23 protein-coding genes and 1 pseudogene are annotated in these 20,742 nt (G+C 52.4%); 11 read left to right on the top strand and 13 right to left on the bottom strand.

What is annotated here, in order from left to right; genetic code table 11:
* Positions 1–55 precede the first annotated feature (55 nt).
* A protein-coding gene (locus ABVN36_RS13585; RefSeq protein WP_223367361.1) for an IS1 family transposase occupies positions 56–753 on the top strand; the annotation gives its coding sequence in 2 pieces (ribosomal slippage) (positions 56–305 and positions 305–753; 699 coding nt in all).
* A 13-nt stretch (positions 754–766) separates the two neighbouring features.
* Here ABVN36_RS13585 and ABVN36_RS13580 read toward each other — a convergent pair.
* Positions 767–1,474 (bottom strand): annotated as a pseudogene (locus ABVN36_RS13580) (D-amino acid dehydrogenase); the annotation flags it as partial.
* A 322-nt stretch (positions 1,475–1,796) separates the two neighbouring features.
* Here ABVN36_RS13580 and ABVN36_RS13575 point away from each other — a divergent pair.
* A complete protein-coding gene (locus tag ABVN36_RS13575; protein WP_000190832.1) occupies positions 1,797–3,329 on the top strand; it encodes a SpoVR family protein in 1,533 nt (510 codons plus the stop codon).
* A 46-nt stretch (positions 3,330–3,375) separates the two neighbouring features.
* Here ABVN36_RS13575 and fadR read toward each other — a convergent pair whose 3' ends face one another.
* Complete coding sequence (gene fadR, locus ABVN36_RS13570) at positions 3,376–4,095, bottom strand: fatty acid metabolism transcriptional regulator FadR (protein ID WP_000234826.1); 720 nt, start codon at positions 4,093–4,095, stop codon at positions 3,376–3,378.
* Positions 4,096–4,314: 219 nt separating this feature from the next.
* On the opposite strand from fadR, the gene nhaB reads away from it, so the two are divergent.
* The 3 genes from nhaB (at position 4,315) to ABVN36_RS13555 (ending at position 6,980) form a co-directional block, all read left to right on the top strand.
* On the top strand, positions 4,315–5,859 hold the full coding sequence (nhaB, locus tag ABVN36_RS13565; protein WP_000406435.1) for a Na(+)/H(+) antiporter NhaB: 1,545 nt from the start codon (positions 4,315–4,317) through the stop codon (positions 5,857–5,859).
* A gap of 141 nt (positions 5,860–6,000) precedes the next feature.
* On the top strand, positions 6,001–6,531 hold the full coding sequence (dsbB, locus tag ABVN36_RS13560; protein WP_000943475.1) for a disulfide bond formation protein DsbB: 531 nt from the start codon (positions 6,001–6,003) through the stop codon (positions 6,529–6,531).
* Between the two features lie 107 nt (positions 6,532–6,638).
* Positions 6,639–6,980 (top strand): DUF1971 domain-containing protein, encoded by a 342-nt coding sequence (locus tag ABVN36_RS13555; RefSeq protein WP_000018967.1) that lies wholly within the window; start codon positions 6,639–6,641, stop codon positions 6,978–6,980.
* A 71-nt stretch (positions 6,981–7,051) separates the two neighbouring features.
* Here ABVN36_RS13555 and ABVN36_RS13550 read toward each other — a convergent pair whose 3' ends face one another.
* From ABVN36_RS13550 to ABVN36_RS13530, 5 genes are all read right to left on the bottom strand, one after another.
* Positions 7,052–7,225, bottom strand: a complete 174-nt coding sequence (locus ABVN36_RS13550; protein WP_001083582.1) for a GnsA/GnsB family addiction module toxin — start codon at positions 7,223–7,225, stop codon at positions 7,052–7,054.
* A gap of 191 nt (positions 7,226–7,416) precedes the next feature.
* Entirely contained in the window at positions 7,417–7,554 is a 138-nt protein-coding gene (locus ABVN36_RS13545) for a hypothetical protein (RefSeq protein WP_001519337.1), read from the bottom strand.
* A gap of 351 nt (positions 7,555–7,905) precedes the next feature.
* Positions 7,906–8,352 (bottom strand): YcgN family cysteine cluster protein, encoded by a 447-nt coding sequence (locus ABVN36_RS13540; protein WP_001285703.1) that lies wholly within the window; start codon positions 8,350–8,352, stop codon positions 7,906–7,908.
* Between the two features lie 92 nt (positions 8,353–8,444).
* On the bottom strand, positions 8,445–9,104 hold the full coding sequence (locus ABVN36_RS13535; RefSeq protein WP_001519895.1) for a fumarylacetoacetate hydrolase family protein: 660 nt from the start codon (positions 9,102–9,104) through the stop codon (positions 8,445–8,447).
* 49 nt (positions 9,105–9,153) lie between these two features.
* Entirely contained in the window at positions 9,154–9,447 is a 294-nt protein-coding gene (locus ABVN36_RS13530; protein WP_001525604.1) for a YcgL domain-containing protein, read from the bottom strand.
* Positions 9,448–9,572: 125 nt separating this feature from the next.
* Here ABVN36_RS13530 and minC point away from each other — a divergent pair, with 125 nt between their 5' ends.
* From minC to minE, 3 genes are read left to right on the top strand one after another with little or no spacing between them, the layout of a single operon-like run.
* Complete coding sequence (minC, locus tag ABVN36_RS13525; RefSeq protein ID WP_023138817.1) at positions 9,573–10,280, top strand: septum site-determining protein MinC; 708 nt, start codon at positions 9,573–9,575, stop codon at positions 10,278–10,280.
* A gap of 23 nt (positions 10,281–10,303) precedes the next feature.
* Positions 10,304–11,116 (top strand): septum site-determining protein MinD, encoded by an 813-nt coding sequence (minD, locus tag ABVN36_RS13520; RefSeq protein ID WP_000101047.1) that lies wholly within the window; start codon positions 10,304–10,306, stop codon positions 11,114–11,116.
* A 3-nt stretch (positions 11,117–11,119) separates the two neighbouring features.
* Positions 11,120–11,386 (top strand): cell division topological specificity factor MinE, encoded by a 267-nt coding sequence (gene minE, locus ABVN36_RS13515; RefSeq protein WP_001185666.1) that lies wholly within the window; start codon positions 11,120–11,122, stop codon positions 11,384–11,386.
* A gap of 121 nt (positions 11,387–11,507) precedes the next feature.
* Here the strand turns inward: minE and rnd are convergent, their stop codons facing one another.
* The 5 genes from rnd to ABVN36_RS13490 form a co-directional block, all read right to left on the bottom strand.
* The gene (gene rnd / locus ABVN36_RS13510) at positions 11,508–12,635 is read right to left on the bottom strand and encodes a ribonuclease D (protein WP_001109124.1); all 1,128 of its coding nucleotides are present in this window, start codon (positions 12,633–12,635) and stop codon (positions 11,508–11,510) included.
* A 72-nt stretch (positions 12,636–12,707) separates the two neighbouring features.
* Entirely contained in the window at positions 12,708–14,393 is a 1,686-nt protein-coding gene (gene fadD / locus ABVN36_RS13505; RefSeq protein ID WP_000758418.1) for a long-chain-fatty-acid--CoA ligase FadD, read from the bottom strand.
* Between the two features lie 204 nt (positions 14,394–14,597).
* Complete coding sequence (locus tag ABVN36_RS13500; RefSeq protein WP_000290594.1) at positions 14,598–15,179, bottom strand: Slp family lipoprotein; 582 nt, start codon at positions 15,177–15,179, stop codon at positions 14,598–14,600.
* Between the two features lie 71 nt (positions 15,180–15,250).
* The gene (gene tsaB / locus ABVN36_RS13495) at positions 15,251–15,946 is read right to left on the bottom strand and encodes a tRNA (adenosine(37)-N6)-threonylcarbamoyltransferase complex dimerization subunit type 1 TsaB (RefSeq protein ID WP_001221008.1); all 696 of its coding nucleotides are present in this window, start codon (positions 15,944–15,946) and stop codon (positions 15,251–15,253) included.
* Positions 15,947–16,003: 57 nt separating this feature from the next.
* Positions 16,004–17,914 carry an ATP-dependent DNA helicase gene (locus ABVN36_RS13490; RefSeq protein ID WP_000128801.1) on the bottom strand — a complete coding sequence of 637 codons (1,911 nt, stop codon included), beginning with the start codon at positions 17,912–17,914 and terminating at the stop codon, positions 16,004–16,006.
* A gap of 131 nt (positions 17,915–18,045) precedes the next feature.
* On the opposite strand from ABVN36_RS13490, the gene ABVN36_RS13485 reads away from it, so the two are divergent.
* Complete coding sequence (locus ABVN36_RS13485) at positions 18,046–18,390, top strand: RidA family protein (protein WP_023138818.1); 345 nt, start codon at positions 18,046–18,048, stop codon at positions 18,388–18,390.
* A 5-nt stretch (positions 18,391–18,395) separates the two neighbouring features.
* Here the strand turns inward: ABVN36_RS13485 and ABVN36_RS13480 are convergent, their stop codons facing one another.
* On the bottom strand, positions 18,396–18,575 hold the full coding sequence (locus ABVN36_RS13480) for a YoaH family protein (protein WP_000457328.1): 180 nt from the start codon (positions 18,573–18,575) through the stop codon (positions 18,396–18,398).
* 80 nt (positions 18,576–18,655) lie between these two features.
* On the opposite strand from ABVN36_RS13480, the gene pabB reads away from it, so the two are divergent.
* Positions 18,656–20,020, top strand: coding sequence for an aminodeoxychorismate synthase component 1 (gene pabB / locus ABVN36_RS13475; protein WP_023994269.1), 1,365 nt, complete (start codon positions 18,656–18,658; stop codon positions 20,018–20,020).
* Positions 20,021–20,023: 3 nt separating this feature from the next.
* Complete coding sequence (locus tag ABVN36_RS13470) at positions 20,024–20,602, top strand: CoA pyrophosphatase (protein ID WP_000381531.1); 579 nt, start codon at positions 20,024–20,026, stop codon at positions 20,600–20,602.
* The last annotated feature ends 140 nt before the right edge of the window (positions 20,603–20,742 follow it).

Genomic DNA, 20,742 nt, shown 5'->3' with positions numbered 1-20,742 from the left:
GGTGATGCTGCCAACTTACTGATTTAGTGTATGATGGTGTTTTTGAGGTGCTCCAGTGGCTTCTGTTTCTATCAGCTGTCCCTCCTGTTCAGCTACTGACGGGGTGGTGCGTAACGGCAAAAGCACTGCCGGACACCAGCGCTATCTCTGCTCTCACTGCCGTAAAACATGGCAACTGCAGTTCACTTACACCGCTTCTCAACCCGGTACGCACCAGAAAATCATTGATATGGCCATGAATGGCGTTGGATGCCGGGCAACTGCCCGCATTATGGGCGTTGGCCTCAACACGGTTTTACGTCACTTAAAAAACTCAGGCCGCAGTCGGTAACCTCGCGCATACAACCGGGCAGTGATGTGATTGTCTGCGCTGAAATGGACGAACAGTGGGGCTACGTCGGTGCTAAATCACGTCAGCGCTGGCTGTTTTACGCGTATGACAGGATACGGAGGACAGTTGTGGCGCACGTTTTCGGTGAACGCACTCTGGCCACACTGGAGCGTCTTCTGAGCCTGCTGTCACCCTTTGACGTGGTGATATGGATGACGGATGGCTGGCCGCTGTATGAATCCCGCCTGAAGGGAAAGCTGCACGTAATCAGCAAGCGATATACGCAGCGAATTGAGCGGCATAACCTGAATCTGAGGCAGCACCTGGCACGGCTGGGACGGAAGTCGCTGTCGTTCTCAAAATCGGTGGAGCTGCATGACAAAGTCATCGGGCATTATCTGAACATAAAACACTATCAATAAGTTGGAGTCATTACCCGTAAATCTGATCATTTTCGTACAGTAATTTTTCCACGGGGGTATTAAAGCGAAAGGTTACGCCCGCCTGCTCCGCCATGCGCGCCAGACGCTGGGTAAAGAGCTGACAGTCCCCGGTTTCATCATTCGGTAAGCGCAGTCCGCCGGTTAATTTATGCGCAACCTCAGCCAGAGCGGGTTCAACTTCCGCCAGTCGGCTGGATTCCAGGAGCTGATACGGCACCCCGGCATCTTCCAGCACGGCGATATCACGGGTGGCGTTCTCATACTGTTGCGCGGTGCGGAAGAGTTGTAGCGTTCCCCCCTGGCGGCCTTCATATTCGATACCGGTCGCGGCGCGTAGCGTTTTCAGGCAGTCGCGACTATATTCCGCCAGACGCACCATGCGGCCTTTATTTTCCATATAATGCCGGGTATCGCAGTTACGCAGCATTTGCCACATCCACTTCAGTTGAAACGGGGTGCCATCCAGACGCACCGCCAGCGGCGCATGGCGCTGGAACATCCATTTTATCGCCTTCAGCGGTACGCCAGGGGCCGCCCAGGGCGCCGCATATCCCGGTGAAATTTGTCCGGCATTCGCCGCGCTGGTTTCTTGCGCCGGGCCGGATTCGCGATCGATGACGGTGACATCATGCCCCGCCTGACTCAAATACCAGGCGCTGGTCACGCCAACTACGCCACTCCCCAGGATGACAACTCGCATAGCCACTCCGTTAATAGTAAAAGAACAATCTTCTGATTACATCTTGATAACCCAGATGAAAATATTATTCAACATATGACTTTTTTATGGTGACGTGCTTCACATATACCCTAAAGACAAGCGATCCCACTGGTTTGGGATCTCCTGCTACGCGGCATGGCTATACAGCATAAAATGATGCCAATACCCGTTTTTTTGCCGTTCAGATTGGAGGAAATCGCAAAGAAAAGTTTTCACGATCAAGTCGTTTTTTAACATGGTGTTCTATGCTTGAAAGGAGGCGCTCCATACAGAGAGCGTCGCCAACAATGAGGGTGCGCGAATGGCAACGATTGATTCCATGAACAAGGACACCACACGTTTGAGCGATGGACCCGACTGGACATTTGATCTGCTGGATGTCTATCTGGCAGAGATAGACCGCGTGGCGAAACTCTACCAACTGGATACTTACCCGCACCAAATTGAAGTCATCACTTCCGAACAGATGATGGACGCCTACTCCAGCGTCGGGATGCCGATCAACTATCCGCACTGGTCGTTTGGCAAAAAGTTCATTGAGACGGAACGTCTGTATAAGCATGGTCAACAAGGACTGGCTTATGAAATTGTGATCAACTCTAATCCCTGCATTGCCTACCTGATGGAAGAAAACACCATCACCATGCAGGCGCTGGTCATGGCGCACGCCTGTTACGGCCACAACTCCTTTTTTAAAAATAATTATCTCTTCCGGAGCTGGACGGATGCCAGCTCTATCGTCGATTACCTGATTTTCGCCCGGAATTACATTACCCGCTGTGAAGAACGCTACGGAGTGGATGAAGTAGAAAAACTGCTCGACTCCTGCCACGCGCTGATGAATTACGGCGTCGATCGCTATAAGCGCCCGCAGAAAATCTCGTTGCAGGAAGAGAAAGCGCGACAAAAAAGCCGGGAAGAGTATCTACAAAGCCAGGTGAATATGCTGTGGCGCACGCTGCCAAAACGCGAGGAAGAAAAAACTGTCGCCGAAGCACGCCGCTTTCCCGCTGAACCGCAGGAAAACCTGCTCTATTTTATGGAGAAAAACGCCCCGTTGCTCGAGCCGTGGCAGCGCGAAATTCTGCGCATCGTGCGTAAAGTCAGCCAGTATTTTTATCCGCAGAAACAGACTCAGGTCATGAACGAGGGCTGGGCGACCTTCTGGCACTACACCATCCTGAACCATCTGTATGATGAAGGCAAAGTGACGGAACGCTTTATGCTGGAGTTTTTACACAGCCATACCAATGTCGTATTTCAGCCGCCCTATAATAGCCCCTGGTATAGCGGAATTAACCCCTATGCGCTCGGCTTTGCCATGTTCCAGGATATCAAACGTATTTGTCAGTCGCCCACGGATGAAGATAAATACTGGTTTCCGGATATTGCCGGTTCCGACTGGCTGGAAACGCTGCACTTCGCCATGCGCGATTTTAAAGATGAAAGCTTTATCAGCCAGTTCCTGTCGCCAAAAGTGATGCGTGATTTCCGTTTCTTCACGGTACTTGATGATGACAGGCATAATTATCTGGAGATCTCCGCCATTCATAACGAAGAAGGTTATCGGGAGATTCGATCAAAACTGTCGTCACAGTATAACCTGAGCAACCTGGAGCCGAATATTCAGGTCTGGAATGTGGATTTACGCGGCGACAGATCGCTGACGTTGCGTTATATCCCGCATAACCGCGCACCGCTGGATAAAGGCCGCAAAGAGGTGCTGAAACATGTGCATCGGTTATGGGGCTTTGATGTGATGCTGGAGCAACAAAATGAGGATGGCAGCGTAGAACTGCTGGAGCGTTGTCCGCCGCGCATGAACACGCTGTAATCGAGATGCTGCCCGGTAGTGTTTGCGTCTACCGGGCATCGCGGGATTATCGTCCCTGAATCGCTAAATCGCCGGGCAGATTTTTCTGCATCCGATGCCAAATCTCGCCGCTGTCATGCCCATAACGCCGCACCGTTTCATACACCTGGTCGTGCGCGCCCTGCTCGCATAACGACGATAATTTATGATAGAAACCCAGTGCCAGACTGCGCGCTTCCGGATTGGCGAAATAGTGGCGACCAATGCGGGTGTATAACCCTTTCATGCCGTTCAGGATCAAGCCGTAAATAGGATTGCCGGAGGCAAATGCCAGACCACGAAAGATGTTATAGTCCAGATCGGCGAATGCATCGGCATGGTCGGCCACTTCGTGGGCAGTGGCCAGCACTTCCTGCGCCTTATCCGGGTGTTGACGCAATGCGGTACGAATAAAGATAGTAGAAATATTGGTACGCACCGACAACAAATTGTCGATCAGTTGCGGAACGCTTTCATGATCAAGGCGGGCCAGCGTTTCAAGGATATTCAGCCCTGACGTTTCCCAAAAATTATTAACCTTTGTCGGTTTGCCATGCTGAATGGTCAGCCAGCCATCTCGCGCCAGCCGCTGTAACACCTCGCGTAATGTCGTGCGCGTCACGCCGATCAGTTCGGAGAGTTCTCGTTCTGCCGGTAAGATCGTGCCAGGAGGAAAGCGGTTATTCCAGATACTTTCAATAATATACTCTTCCGCGAAACCCGCCGGGCTCTGCGCCTTAATGACCATAGTGAGATTTCCATTACACAGCAAAACATAGTTGTACTCATCATACCAGACGGGCGTAACACCTGATAGCGGACGCAATGAAGAAAAAGGGGATCAAGGCACCATTTCTGATATCGCCTGCCAATATCGTTAAGGACTTGCTTGCATTCGTCGCGCTCGCTACTCTCTGTGTTTAAACATAAAAACGCTATTTCATTTTTCTAGGTAAGGAAAAATTTCATGGAGATCTCATGGGGTCGCGCCATGTGGCGCAACTTTTTAGGCCAGTCGCCCGACTGGTACAAACTGGCACTACTTGTCTTTTTAATTGTTAACCCATTCATTTTCTTAGCTAATCCCTTTATTGCCGGTTGGCTGCTGGTGGCAGAGTTTATCTTCACTCTGGCGATGGCGTTAAAGTGTTACCCCCTGCTGCCCGGCGGGTTACTGGCCATTGAAGCCGTCATCATCGGTATGACCAGCGCCGCCCATGTACGTGAAGAGGTTGCCGCCAACCTGGAAGTCTTGCTGCTGCTGATGTTTATGGTGGCAGGCATCTACTTTATGAAGCAGTTATTGCTGTTTATTTTTACCCGTCTGTTACTCAGTATCCGCTCGAAGATGGTTCTGTCGCTGGCCTTTTGCGTCGCCGCCGCATTCTTGTCGGCTTTCCTTGACGCGCTTACCGTCGTTGCGGTGGTGATCAGCGTCGCCGTCGGTTTTTACGGGATTTACCATCGTGTGGCCTCATCGCGCGGCGAAGAGAACGATATGCTGGACGACAGCCATATCGATCCGCATTACAAAACGGTGCTGGAGCAATTCCGCGGATTCTTGCGCAGTCTGATGATGCATGCAGGCGTGGGGACGGCGCTGGGCGGCGTCATGACCATGGTCGGGGAGCCGCAAAACCTGATCATCGCTAAAGCGGCTGGCTGGCATTTCGGCGACTTCTTTTTGCGGATGTCGCCTGTCACCGTCCCGGTACTGGTATGTGGACTGTTAACCTGTATGCTGGTCGAGAAAATGCGCTGGTTTGGCTATGGCGAAACGTTGCCCGAAAAAGTCCGCGACGTCTTGCAGCAATTCGACGATCAAAGCCGTAAGAAGCGCACCCGCCAGGATAAAATTAAACTAATAGTCCAGGCGATTATTGGCGTCTGGCTGGTTACCGCCCTCGCCCTCCATCTCGCGGAGGTGGGACTGATTGGTCTGTCGGTCATTATTCTGGCCACCGCGTTAACGGGTGTCACCGATGAACACGCCATCGGCAAAGCGTTTACCGAGTCGCTGCCGTTTACTGCGCTGTTAACCGTTTTCTTCTCTATTGTGGCGGTTATTATCGATCAACATCTTTTCGCGCCGATTATTCAGTTCGTCTTGCAAGCCTCTGAACACGCGCAGCTAACGCTGTTCTATCTCTTTAACGGCCTGTTGTCCTCCATCTCAGATAACGTCTTTGTCGGCACCATTTATATCAACGAAGCGAAGGCGGCAATGGAAAACGGCGCTATCAGCTTAAAACAGTTTGAGCTTTTAGCCGTGGCCATCAATACCGGTACTAACCTGCCATCGGTAGCGACGCCAAATGGTCAGGCGGCATTCTTATTCCTGCTGACCTCCGCGCTGGCGCCGTTAATCCGTCTCTCCTATGGCCGTATGGTCTGGATGGCGTTACCGTACACTATCGTACTGACCCTGATAGGGCTACTGTGCGTCGAATTCACTCTTGCGCCGGCCACCGAATGGATGACTCAGGCAGGATGGTTAGCAACGCTTTCGTAACGTTTGGCCGGGCAATACACCGCCCGGCTCCGATTTTTGCCTGATAATTATCCAATTACACATTATTTCATTTCCCGCTAGTGGCGCACGAATTGAATTGGTTTACACTGCGGTCTCTACGCATGTTGCAGGGAAATTATTATGTTGCGATTTTTAAACCAGTGCTCACGGGGTCGGGGCGCATGGTTACTGATGGCGTTTACCGCCCTGGCGCTGGAAATGGTGGCGCTGTGGTTCCAGCACGTCATGTTACTTAAACCTTGCGTGCTATGTATTTACGAACGTTGCGCCCTGTTTGGCGTGATGGGCGCGGGTCTGGTCGGCGCAATAGCGCCGAAAACGCCGCTGCGATACGTGGCAATGGTTATCTGGATTTACAGCGCCTGGCGGGGTCTACAACTGGCGTATGAACATACGATGATTCAGTTGCATCCCTCGCCGTTCATGACCTGTGACTTTATGGCGCGCTTTCCAGACTGGTTGCCGTTGGGTAAATGGCTGCCGCAGGTGTTTGTGGCATCCGGTGATTGCGCCGAGCGCCAGTGGTCGTTTTTAACGCTGGAGATGCCGCAATGGCTGTTGGGGATCTTTGCCGCTTACCTTGTGGTGGCGATAGCCGTCGTCATAGCCCAGGCATTTAAGCCTAAAAAACGCGACCTGTTCGGTCGTTGATACACACGCTCCTTCGGGAGCGTTTTTTTGCCCGAAGCGTTGTTTGCCAGTGATTGAAAGGTGTATATTAAATACATCTTTCAATCACCACATCAGGGAGATGCCTTATGTCCCACTTACGCATCCCGGCAAACTGGAAAGTTAAACGCTCTACCCCCTTTTTCACCAAAGAGAATGTTCCGGCGGCACTGCTCTCTCATCACAACACAGCGGCAGGCGTTTTCGGACAACTCTGCGTGATGGAAGGCACCGTGACCTACTATGGCTTTGCGAATGAAACCGCGACAGAACCAGAAGTGAAAGTGGTGATTAATGCCGGGCAATTCGCCACCAGTCCGCCGCAATACTGGCATCGGGTAGAGCTGAGCGATGATGCGCGGTTCAACATTCATTTTTGGGTAGAGGAAGACCATCAGGGCGAGGAAATGTATCAACAGAAAAAAGCCTGACATCGGTAAACCAGTCACCACTGGGCGGCGTCCCGCCCAGTAGCCAGGTGATTAATGGCGCTAATTAAACGCTAGAGTAGTTTAATTTTAACGTGGTATCCCTCAAGCCCTTTCATCGTTTCTCGCGGCGCGAACTCTATTTCGGAAACCTCTTGCCCGGTTTTCTTCCGTAGTTCGGCGACCTTTTTGCTAATGAGTGCCGCGATTTCCTCTTCTGCTTTATGTGTCAACTCTTCGCTGTTCATTGATTTCCTCCTTTGAACTCGCAAACGGCTAAGCGCAATAAGACAGTGTCGTCATGGACGCGCTACTATTTTAACGTACAAAAAATTATAGGCTATCTTTCTGAGGATTATCAGGATGTTTCGCTTTAGAAGATGTAAAAAACCGCCTGGCACAGACGGTGCATCAGGCGGTTGGTTAATAGCACAAGACGCTATCTACGAGGATCTTCAACCTCATTCTGGGTATCCGGGTCGAGAGGATCGTCTCCCTCTGGCGTATCCGGAATATTTTCACCAGGAAGCGGCTCATCCTCTGGTAATGGATCGACTAAATCAGGACGTTCAGACATAAAGCCTCCAACGAACCATAGTTATTAAAGATACCCTACAGCACTACTTTTGGTTTTTCTTTGGATTTTTTCCTTCGTCTTCGGGTGTCTTATCAGGCTTCCTGGGCTGATCCTTTGAAACGCGCAACGGTTGGTTATTCATGGGGTAACTCCTCAGGATAGGCAGCGATATACTGCTTTGAAAGTATAGAGTCGCCGCCATACGTGCGCGAGCGCAGCGACAAGGCGCGTCAGGGAAGAAGAGAAGGCAGTGATAACGCCAGGTGACGGAATTTGCACGCAATTCCTGGTTTCAGGGGCCGCCTGGCGTAAATTAAAGAATTGTAAACAATCAGCCGTTTTGCCGAAGACTTATTCTGCCCACGACGGTTTATTTAAAATATGATCCTGCCAGTCCCGTACTTCAGATTCTTTAACCGCGATATGACGGACAGAAATTCGCTCGCCATGCATAGCGGCTTTCGATCCAGTCAGCAGCGGATGCCACGTCGGCAAGGGCTTACCTTCCGCTAACAAACGGTAGGCGCAGGTCATCGGCAACCATTCAAAGTCTGGCAAGTTTTCGCGAGTGAGTTTGATACAGTCGGGTTCAAATTCAAAACGGCGCTCATAATGGCGGCACTGGCACGTTTTGATATTTAATTGCCTGCACGCCACGTTGGTGAAGTAGATTTCATCTGTATCTTCATCCATCAGCTTATGCAGGCAGCATTGACCGCAGCCATCGCACAACGACTCCCACTCGGCATCGGTCATTTCATCCAGGGTTTTACGTTGCCAGAAAGGTGTATCGCTCATTAAAGTATCCGCCATTGCACTAAAGCTGCACCTTATAACCAGTCTGGCCTGCAGATGCAAGTTTTACCGCCGCTGAAGGCGGCAAGCAGATTTTACAGAACGCGGGTAGACAACGTTTCGCCATTAAAACGAATGTCCAGCTCATCGCCGCTTAATAATGGCCCCACGCCTGCCGGCGTGCCGGTTAGCACCACGTCCCCGGCTTTGAGCGTAAAATAGCGGCTCATATAGGCGATAAGGGGCACAATAGGATGAATCATATCCGCGGTCGACCCTTGCTGGCGAACCTCGCCATTAACGTTAAGTCCGATAACCGTATTTTGCGGATCGCCGCAGAAGGCCGCGACAGGGATGAAGCCTGAAATCGGACATGCGTTATCAAAACCTTTGGCTTTTTCCCAGGGCTGTCCTGCCTTTTTCATTTTCCCTTGAATATCGCGCAGGGTTAAATCAAGCGCCACGCCATAACCGGCTATCGCTTTACGTACATGATCTTCGGTCGCCTGGCGGAGCGTTGCGCCAATCAGCACAGCAAGCTCAACTTCATGATGAACAGCCCCCATATCCGCCGGAATCGCCAGCGGCTGGCGAATATCACACAATGCGGTTTCCGGCTTGATAAAAAGCACGGGTTCTTCCGGCGTCGCGCTGCCCATCTCCTTGATGTGATTTGCGTAATTACTGCCCACGCAGACCACTTTACTTACCGGGTAATCAAGCAAGGCACCTTGCCAGTTACGATGTTGATACATATTTTCCCCTAAGATCATGATGGAATTCAGGCGCGGCGCCGAATACCGTTTAACGGTCAGCGGGCGACGTATTTTGTCCCACCGAAGAAAGATGTTGTTTCAGCAAATCTTCCGGCGGCGGCGGCAATTGTAAATAATAGCCCTGCTCGCTTAACGCCTGTTTTACTTTTTCGAGCTCGGCATTGACTAATTTTTTACGTCCATCAAGCGGCAGCATCATCGCTAACTGCGGCTGACCGAATCCTTTCATCAACGCTTCAGGCACCCGCGAAAAATCGTCTTTTTTTTCGACATACAAATAGGTTTGATCGCGCTTGCTACTTCTATAGATCACACAAAACATACTTTTACTCTGAATTAACGGGATGGTGACTTGCCTCAATATAATACTGACTATAACATGCCTTCTGGACTTCGGAATATCACTCCGTATCGGAGATGATAAATAGCAAATTGAGTAAGGCCAGGATGTCAAACACGCCAATCGAGCTTAAAGGCAGTAGCTTCACCTTATCAGTGGTTCATTTGCATGAAGCGGAACCAGAGGTTATTCGTCAGGCGTTAGAAGACAAAATAGCGCAGGCTCCTGCGTTTTTAAAACACGCCCCTGTCGTTATTAACGTTAGCGGTCTTGAAAGCCCGGTAAACTGGCCGGAACTGCATAAGATCGTGACCTCAACCGGCTTACGCATTATCGGCGTGAGCGGCTGTAAAGACGCCAGCCTGAAAGTAGAAATCGATCGGATGGGTCTTCCTTTACTGACTGAAGGTAAAGATAAAGCGGTTCGGCCTGCGCCCGCTGAGCCGGCAACGCCCAGCGAACCGCCGCAAAACGCTAATCCCATCACAAAAACGCGATTAATTGATGTTCCGGTTCGTTCCGGTCAGCGCATTTATGCTCCACAATGTGATCTGATTGTTACAAGTCACGTCAGCGCTGGCGCAGAACTTATCGCTGACGGCAATATCCATGTCTATGGCATGATGAGAGGTCGCGCGCTGGCAGGGGCGAGCGGCGATCGGGAAGCGCAAATTTTTTGTACCCATCTGACGGCAGAACTGGTCTCTATCGCAGGTGTTTACTGGCTGAGTGATAAAATCCCGGCAGAATTTTATGGCAAAGCGGCGCGCCTGCGTTTAGCAGACAACGCTTTGACAGTTCAACCGTTGAATTGATCCCTTTTTAACAAGGAATTTTTATGGCACGCATTATTGTTGTTACTTCGGGTAAAGGGGGCGTTGGCAAGACCACCTCCAGCGCGGCCATCGCTACAGGTTTGGCCCAGAAGGGAAAGAAAACTGTCGTCATTGATTTTGATATCGGACTGCGTAACCTCGATCTGATTATGGGGTGCGAACGTCGTGTCGTTTACGATTTTGTAAACGTCATTCAGGGCGATGCGACACTGAATCAGGCGCTGATCAAAGATAAGCGTACTGAAAATCTCTTCATTCTTCCGGCGTCGCAGACCCGGGATAAAGACGCGCTAACGCGCGAAGGCGTCGCTAAGGTACTGGACTCACTGAAAGCGATGGACTTTGAGTTCATCGTTTGCGACTCGCCGGCGGGTATCGAAACCGGGGCGCTGATGGCGCTCTATTTTGCCGATGAAGCGATCATCACGACTAACCCGGAAGTCTCTTCTGTCCGTGACTCGGACCGTATTCTGGGTATTCTGGCATCGAAATCTCGTCGCGCAGAAAATGGCGAAGAACCGATTAAAGAACATCTCCTGTTGACGCGCTACAATCCAGGCCGCGTAAATAAAGGCGACATGCTCAGCATGGAAGATGTACTGGAGATTCTGCGTATTAAACTCGTCGGGGTGATCCCGGAAGATCAATCCGTACTGCGCGCATCGAACCAGGGCGAACCGGTGATTCTTGACGCCACTGCGGATGCGGGTAAAGCCTATGCAGATACCGTAGATCGTCTGTTGGGAGAAGAACGTCCTTTCCGCTTCATTGAAGAAGAGAAGAAAGGTTTCCTCAAACGCCTGTTCGGAGGATAAATTATGGCATTACTGGATTTTTTTCTCTCGCGGAAAAAGAGTACCGCTAATATTGCAAAAGAGCGGTTGCAAATCATTGTCGCGGAACGTCGCCGTAGCGATGCCGAACCGCATTATTTACCGCAGTTACGTAAAGATATTCTTGAGGTCATTTGTAAATACGTACAAATCGATCCGGAAATGGTTACCGTCCAGCTTGAGCAAAAAGATGGCGATATCTCCATCCTTGAACTTAACGTAACGCTGCCGGAAGCCGAAGAGTCAAAATAAGCTCTTTTATGGGAAAATTCCTGGATTAAAAAAGGCAGAAGAATCTGCCTTTTTTATTTTTTTACATTATTCCGAATACGGACATTTATTTCACTGGCCGTTTTCCCGGCAATTACCGTCGTTAACGCGGATACTCCTGCAACAGAAGAGTTAACTTCTCCGCCATCAGTTCGGCGCGCCAGCCGGAAATCAATTCCGGTTGCCCATTTTGCGGTTTTAATTTCCAGTGCCAGTTAAGCAACTGATTAATCTGCCGACGCGATGCCAGTAGCTCGCCGCTGACGTGATGTGACGCGCTCACCTCCGCCACCAGCGCTTTGATGGCCTTAAACGCTTTGCGATAGCCCGGCATGTCCATCAGATTCAACAGGGGTTCCGGCAATGCCTCTTCCGGTAATGCCTGCGCTTTCGCCACCAGCGATATCAACGTCTTGCCGTGAAAACGAATCTCGCTGCCGGAAAGCCCCAGGCTATCCAGCTCACCGAGACTGCCCGGCATATAACGCGCGACCGCCCACAGATTTTCTTCACGCACAACAAAGTTCACCGCCATATCACGCTCACGCGCCTTACGTAGCCGCCAGTCAGCTAAAAGTTGCAGACAGGCTAACTGGCGGGTACGCAGTTGCCAGGCATTGGTGATATCCCGCCATGCTTCTTCCGGCGCCTGAATCTCCTGACGACGCTGCTGCATCAATCGGCATTCATCAAGCGCGGCAGGCAGCCATCCTGCGGCTTCAGTTTCAATCATCAGCTTTTTGGCGATCGGTAACAGATACCAGACATCCGCCGCCGCGTATTCACACTGACGCTCGCTTAAAGGCCGGGCTAACCAGTCGGTACGAGATTCGCTTTTATCCAGCGCCACGCCCGTATACTCTTCTACCATCGCCGCAAATCCCCACGACAGCGGACGCCCGCAAAACGCCGCCAGGATTTGCGTATCAATCAGGGGTTCCGGCAGTTCGCCAAACGCATTCAGAAATACTTCCAGATCTTCGCTACCCGCGTGCAGAAATTTGGTGATTCCCGTATCGCGCAGCACCGCTTTTAACGGCGACCAGTCGCTGATGCCGAGCGGATCGATCAGGGCGACATTTGCCCCGTCAAATAACTGGATCAATCCTAACTGCGGGTAATAGGTGCGGGTACGGACAAATTCCGTATCTAAAGCAATAGCCGGACATGCGCGGACAGCCTCACACAGGCTCGCCAGCGCATCGTCCGTTTCAATCATTTGGTAATTCAAATCGTGTTCTCTTTGGTTCGCGCCAAAAAAAACGCCGGCTTAACCGGCGTCTCTCGTTAGCTGACTTAACGCTCAGGCTTTATTGTCTACTTTGCCACGGGCTTCGTCACGCAGTTCTCGTCGTAAAATTTTCCCAACGTTAGATTTTGGTAATTCCTCGCGAAACTCTACCTGTTTGGGCACCTTATATCCGGTCAGATGGCGACGGCAGAAGGTGATCAACGCATCGTCAGTCAATGCCGGATCTTTCTTAACCACAAAAAGCTTCACCGCTTCGCCGCTACTACCGGAAGGCACGCCAACCGCCGCGACTTCCTGCACGCCAGAATGCTGCATCACCACATCTTCAATTTCGTTTGGATAAACGTTGAAACCAGAAACCAGAATCATATCTTTCTTACGATCGACAATCCGCAGAAAGCCGTCTTCATCCATAACCGCAATATCGCCCGTATGCAGCCAGCCATCTTTAATGATTTCATCCGTCGCGTCAGGACGCTGCCAGTATCCCAGCATAACCTGCGGACCTTTCACGCAAAGCTCTCCGGCCTCACCCGGCGCGACTTCGTTGTCATCGTCATCCACCAGTTTGGCTTCTGTTGACGGTACTGGCAGGCCGATACTGCCGCTGTGATAATCAATATCATGCGGGTTGACGCTCACCAGCGGGGCGCACTCGGTCAGCCCGTAGCCTTCCAGCAGGTATTGCCCGGTCAGCTTTACCCAACGTTCCGCAACGACGTTTTGCACCGGCATCCCGCCGCCGGCTGACAGATGCAGCGAAGAAAAATCCAGCTGTTGAAACTCTTTATTATTGAGCAGAGCGTTGAATAGCGTATTAACGCCAGTCATCGCCGTAAATGGATATTTCGCCAGCTCCTTGACCAGGCCGGGGATATCACGCGGATTGGTAATCAGCAGGTTTTGCCCACCCAGCTCGATAAAAAGCAGACAGTTCATGGTTAAGGCAAAAATGTGATACAGCGGCAGCGCGGTCACTACCAGCTCTTTCCCCGGGTGCAGCAGCGGCCCATAGGTCGCTTTCACCTGCTCCAGATTCGCCAGCATATTGCGGTGGGTCAACATCGCGCCTTTCGCTACGCCCGTCGTACCGCCGGTATATTGCAGGAAAGCCAGATCTTCAGCGACAACCTCGGGTTTGACATACTGCATACGGTAGCCATGCTGTAGCGCGCTGCGAAACGAGATCGCATCTGGCAAGTGGTATTTTGGCACCAGACGCTTGATGTATTTCACGACAAAGTTAACAACCGTACCTTTGGCGGTAGAAAGCTGGTCGCCCATCCGCGTCAGAATAACGTGCTGTACCGACGTTTTCTCGACCACTTTTTCCAGCGTATGGGCAAAGTTAGAAACAATAATGATTGCCGCCGCGCCGCTATCGTTAAGCTGATGCTCAAGTTCGCGCGGCGTGTAAAGCGGGTTAACGTTCACCACAATCATGCCGGCGCGTAAAATACCAAATAGCGCGACGGGATACTGCAACAGGTTTGGCATCATCAGCGCCACACGGTCGCCTTTTTTGAGTCCCAGCCCTTGTTGTAAATAAGCCGCAAATGCCCGACTACGTTCTTCTAATTTGCGGAAGGTCATTACCTCCCCCATATTGACGAACGCAGGCTGATCGGCATAGCGCGTCGCCGCATGTTCAAACAGTTCAACCAGGGATTGATAACGGTCAGGGTTGATCTCCGCCGGAACATCAGCAGGATAACGGTTAAGCCAAACCTTCTTCAATGCATCACCTCTAAAATGAGTGTTCGTCGTCATCACAACCCCAGTTAATAAACAAGTCGTTAACATTATATTAACTCAGCGTACCAGTTTATTAATTACGCAACTGAAAGGTTGCGAAGCGCGTCACTATTTATTTTTATTATGTCTCTATGAATGCAGAAACAGCGGACCAGCCGCTGTTTCTTTTATTGATAAAACAAAGAGTTACTCTGTTACTATCGTCTGAACCTCCGCGGGTCCAGGGTTATACCATCCCCAACCGCCATAGCCATAAGGCCAGGCGCGTCCGCCGTAAAACCACGGATCGATCGGCTGTGGAGGCATGACGACCTGCTGAACAAGATGCCAGCGTTTATAGCCGGTAGCCTGCATCAGCATAAATTTATACGGCGTATTGCCGATTTTACCGTCAACCGTGCCGGTTATCGGGCCGACAACGGTAACTAACTGGCCACGGAAGTCCACCGGGTCCAGAAAACCGTTCACATCGGCAAAAATTCTGCCGCGCGAGGCTTCGCCCAGAACAGGACGCGCGCCGCTGTCGAGCGGTACGGTCGCGATTTCAAGCCGGGTTTTTCCCTGCTGATTTTGTACCGCCACAACTTTACCGCCGAAACGCGCCTCTTGCCCGATATAGAGTTGTGGCGCATTCATCACCCGCACCAAATCCTGCTGCGGCGTCGGACTCGAACCTTTAATGGCATCCGGGATAGTCACGCAACCACTCAGCATAAGCGCGAAAGCGCACGCCAGCGCCCCTTTTATTAACCTTTTTTGAACCGCCATGATGCGACTCCTTTTTCTCGACCTCTATTCCACCCCACAGCATAAAGTATGGGGGGTAATAGTAGTGAGAGTCATTCTTTGCCGGGAAGTTTCTTCCACGCCACTTCGTTACGCAAATAAACCGGCTCGGCATGTTCCACGGCAACGGTCTCTCCTGCCGCCAGCTTTTGACTGGCGATGGGCAACATATCTTCCGCTGCCGGGAGCGACACCTCCCCATCATGAAGCGTCAGGCCGCACTCCTTCGCCAGATCGGGCCATGCGGACCAACCCGTTCCTACGGTCGCCCACTCGCCGGAAAGCTGTTTCAACCGCTCACCGACCCGTTCCGGTTTCAGCACCGCTTCCGTCTCTTCGCCCTGCCAGACGCCCTGCGCATCACGCTGGTATTCCGCCCAGTACACTTCGCCCATCCGCGCGTCAATCGCGGCGAGTACGCGGGTCGCGCCGGTTTTACGCCACGCGCCCTGCGCCATCGTGGCAAGCGTCGAAACACCGATCATCGGCAGATTTGCCCCTAACGCCAGCCCTTGCGCAATGCCAATGCCGATACGCACGCCGGTAAAGCTGCCCGGGCCGCGCCCAAACGCCAGCGCATCTATCTCATTGAGCGAGACGCCGCCGGCGGCCAGAATCTCCTGCACCATGGGCAGGATACGTTGAGTGTGTTCTCGTGGACAAAGCTCAAAGTGAGCATTGATAGTACCGTTGTTCCACAGGGCGACAGAACAGGCCTCTGTGGCGGTATCGATAGCCAGAATTCGCATGAGGTTTCGTGCTTAGATCAATAAAATAGCGCGCATCTTACCATACTCCGTAACAAATTACTCGGCGGATGGAATCGCAAGAAAGCGAACGGCACGGGCGATATCACGCGTGCGCGGCGCAGGAGGCAGGCTGGCGAGAAACGTGGCGCCATAGGGCCGCATCACCAGCCGGTTATCACAAATCACTAACACCCCGCGATCGTCCGCATCGCGAATCAGCCGCCCTACTCCCTGCTTCAGCGTAATCACCGCGTCGGGCAGTTGAACCTCATCAAACGGATCGCCGCCGCGCAAACGACAGTCTTCCATTCGCGCTTTTAACAGCGGGTCGTCCGGGGAAGTAAACGGCAATTTGTCGATAATCACCAACGATAACGTATCGCCGCGCACGTCCACCCCTTCCCAGAAGCTGCTGGTGGCGACGAGCAGCGCGTTGCCGGCGCTAACAAATTGCTGTAACAGTTGGCCTTTACTGGTTTCCCCTTGCAACAATACCGGCAGCGTCATGGTGGCGCGAAACTGCTCCGCCAAATCGCGCATCATGGCGTGCGAGGTGCACAGCATAAAACATCGCCCGTTATTGGCTTCGATAATCGGCCTGAGCATAGCAGCCAACTGTCGCGCCGCGCCGGGCTGGTTGGTTTGCGGTAGGTTACGCGGTACGCAGAGTAACGCCTGGCGCGTATAGTCGAATGGGCTGGGCAGCAGCATGGATTCTGCCTGTTCAATTCCCAGACGGGCGGTAAAGTGGTGAAGATCATCATTTACCGACAACGTGGCCGAGGTAAAAATCCAGCTACCGGGTTTCTGTTCCATCACTTCTTTGAATTTGTCCGCCACGGTGAGCGGCGTCAGCGCCAGGGTGAAATGGCGCGAGGTGCACTCATACCAGTAGCTGTATCCCGGCTGATTGATCTCTTTTAAGCGTTTCAGCCGTGAACGGTATAGCGTGGCGCGTTCAAAAGCCGCATCCAGCAGCGCCGAACGGCCCAGCGACAGCTTCGCCACGTCGTAACAAAGCTCCAGCGTATCATCCAGCAGTAAAAATGCCCGTTGGATACGTGGGTCGGCTAACAGTTCACGCAAATTTCCCCGGTAGCCGGGCTCCCCCAGTTGCAGACGAAAATCCTGGGCGCTCTGGGCAAGGCGATCGGCGCATTTTTGCAACTGTTGAGTGTCTTTCAGTTCCGTCCGGTAGGCGATGGTGATGTCTTTTGCTAAATCCAGCAACTGACGGCTGGAGAGCGATTGTCCGAAATACTGGCTGGCGATGTCAGGCAGTTGGTGGGCTTCATCGAAGATCATTACTTCAGCCTGAGGGATAAGTTCGCCAAACCCGCTCTCTTTAACCACCATATCCGCAAGAAAAAGGTGGTGGTTTACAATCACCACATCCGCGTCCATCGCCTTTTTACGCGCTTTCACCACAAAGCACTCTTTGTAGAGCGGGCAATCGCTGCCAAGGCAGTTGTCGTTGGTACTGGTGACCAGCGGCCAGGCCTGGGAATCCTCCGCCACGCTGACGCAGGTGCTGATATCGCCATCCCGCGTCTGATTTGACCAGGAGCGCAGCAATATCACGTCGCTTAACGTTTGTACCGGTAAATCGCCGCCCGCCAGCGCTTGTTGTTCCAGACGCTCCAGGCAGAGGTAGTTTGAACGTCCTTTCAACAGGGCCGTCTTACCAGTAAACGCCAACGCTTTTGCTACCGTCGGCAGATCGCGGCTGTAGAGTTGATCCTGCAACGCTTTCGACCCGGTCGAAATAATGACTTTTTTCCCGGCGCGCAACGCCGGAGCGAGGTAAGCATAGGTCTTCCCGGTTCCGGTGCCGGCTTCAACAACCAGAGGCTGCGCATTTTCAATCGCTTGTGTTACGGCAACCGCCATTTGTCGCTGTGGTTCGCGCGGTTTAAAGCCGGTTATCGCTTTGGCCAGTTGGCCATCTGCTGCAAAATCGTCCGTCACACTGCCCCCTGTTAATTTGCACAGGGGATTATGTCAGGGTAGAAAGGCTTACGCCAGCTACAGAGGTGACGGCGGCGCCACATTGTGGCAGTCTTGAGCCATTCTAATGGAAAGCAAATGAGGAATAAGTGATGTCTATCGTGCGTATTGATGCCGAAGATCGTTGGTCAGACGTGGTGATCTACAATAATACGCTGTGGTATACCGGCGTGCCGGAAAACCTCGACGCCGATGCTTTTGAGCAAACGGCGAATACTCTGGCGCAAATTGATGCGGTGCTGGAAAAACAGGGCTCCAGTAAGTCACGTATTCTGGATGCCACTATTTTCCTGAGCGATAAAGCGGATTTTGCCGCCATGAATAAGGCGTGGGATGCGTGGGTCGTCTCAGGCCATGCGCCGGTACGCTGTACCGTACAGGCCGGGTTGATGAACCCGAAATATAAAGTTGAGATTAAGATTGTCGCGGCGGTATAAGCCGGTTATTCGTCTTCATCCTCAAAACGCGCCACTATCCGTTCGCCGGTATGGTTGGCGCGAAGTTCGCCCGCCACCTGGGCAATCGCTTCTCCGCTGCTCATACCTTGCGACATCAATTCCTGGATACGTTCTACGGCTTTTTGCTGTTGTTCATGACTGAGTGAAGGTAAACCTGCAAACATGATTAACTCCTGCTAAATTGTTAGCGCTAATTATTTCACGCTACCCGGCGGTAAGCCAGTAGTGTTGTAACGAGTCAGGAATGATGAAGACGTTATCTCCCACTGTTATCACCTTACCCTGGCGTCCGGACGCCGCTGAACACTATTTTGCGCCCGTAAACCATTTGCCCTGGGCGATGCTGCTGCATTCAGGTGATGCTATTCATCCCTATAACCGTTTTGATATTCTGGTCGCCGATCCTGTCACCACGCTGACCACGCGCGCGCAGGAAACCACGGTATGTACTGCGCGCACGACTACCGTCACTCTCGACGATCCGTTACACGTTTTGCAGACTCAACTGGAGGCTCTGCCTTTTCATCCTCAGCCTGACCCTGACTTACCCTTTCAGGGCGGCGCGCTGGGTCTGTTTGGTTATGATTTAGGGCGGCGTTTCGAAATTCTGCCCGATACTGCCGCGCGCGATATCGCTTTACCCGATATGGCGATTGGCCTTTACGACTGGGCGCTGATTGTCGATCACCATAAACAGGTGGTGTCGCTGATAAGCTATCACGATGCAGACGCCCGATATCGCTGGCTCACCAGCCAGCGCGCGCCAACCCGAACGCCCTTCAGGCTTACCTCGGCCTGGCAATCCAATATGACGCGTTGCGAGTATGGCGAGAAGTTTCGTCAGGTGCAGGCCTGGCTGCACAGCGGGGACTGCTATCAGGTCAATCTTTCCCAGCGTTTTCAGGCGAGCTACGAGGGTGATGAGTGGCAGGCTTTCGAACGCCTTAACCGCGCAAATCGCGCCCCGTTCAGCGCCTTTCTTCGTTTACATGACGGCGCCATATTGAGCCTTTCTCCCGAGCGTTTTATCCAACTGGAGAATGGTCATATTCAGACGCGCCCGATCAAAGGTACGCTTCCACGGCTTAACGATCCGCAGGCGGATCGTCAGCAGGCGCAGAAACTGGCTAATTCAATGAAAGATCGCGCTGAAAATTTGATGATCGTCGATTTGATGCGTAACGACATTGGCCGGGTCGCCGTGCCGGGTTCAGTGAAAGTGCCGGAACTGTTCGTCGTCGAACCATTTCCTGCCGTTCACCATCTGGTTAGCACCATTACCGCCCGTTTACCGGACTCGCTTCATGCTACCGACCTGCTGCGCGCGGCTTTCCCCGGCGGCTCCATTACCGGCGCGCCTAAAGTGCGGGCGATGGAAATTATCGACGAACTGGAGCCGCAGCGACGCAACGCCTGGTGCGGTAGCATCGGTTATCTGAGTTTCTGCGGCAAGATGGATACCAGTATTACTATCCGCACCGTCACGGCAACGCAGGGCCAACTCTATTGTTCAGCCGGCGGCGGTATCGTGGCCGATAGCAACGAAGAAGCGGAATATCAGGAAACTTTTGATAAAGTTAATCGTATCCTGCACCCACTGGAGAACTAATACGTGGATACCAGCCGTCTGACGCTCGATCATTTCTTATCGCGCTTTCAGCTTTTGCGCCCGCAGATAACTCATGAAACGTTAAACCAACGTCAGGCCGCCGTACTGATCCCTGTGGTTCGCCGCCCCCAACCGGGGCTGCTGTTGACCCAGCGGGCTATTCATTTGCGCAAACACGCCGGACAGGTCGCCTTTCCCGGCGGGGCCGTGGACAGTACCGATGCTTCGCTTATCGCCGCAGCGCTTCGCGAAGCGCAGGAGGAAGTCGCCATCCCGCCGCAAGCCGTGGAAGTGATTGGCGTTTTACCGCCGGTAGACAGCGTGACCGGTTTTCAGGTCACCCCGGTGGTCGGCATTATTCCGCCAAATCTCCCCTGGCGCGCCAGTGAAGACGAAGTGTCTGCGGTGTTTGAAATGCCGCTGGCGCAAGCGTTGCAACTGGGTCGATATCATCCGCTTGATGTTTACCGTCGCGGCAATTCGCACCGCGTATGGCTCTCCTGGTATGAGCATTATTTCGTCTGGGGCATGACCGCAAACATTCTTCGTGAGCTGGCGCTGCAAATCGGCGTAAAGCCCTGACTGTACACAACGCCATTCACGTTGCCTCAAGGCGGTAACAATCGCCTCCCCCAAAGAGGCAGCCTGAAGGGCAACGTGTATATACTTAACTTTACGCGCGCAAGACACGACTTGAGATTACTGTCGCAATATTAGTAAAA

This window comes from Salmonella sp. SJTUF15581 (assembly GCF_043356775.1).
Classification (GTDB): Bacteria; Pseudomonadota; Gammaproteobacteria; order Enterobacterales; family Enterobacteriaceae; genus Salmonella; species Salmonella enterica.
The sequence above is the reverse complement of the archived record's forward strand: the minus strand, read 5'-3'. Positions and strand labels throughout refer to the sequence as shown.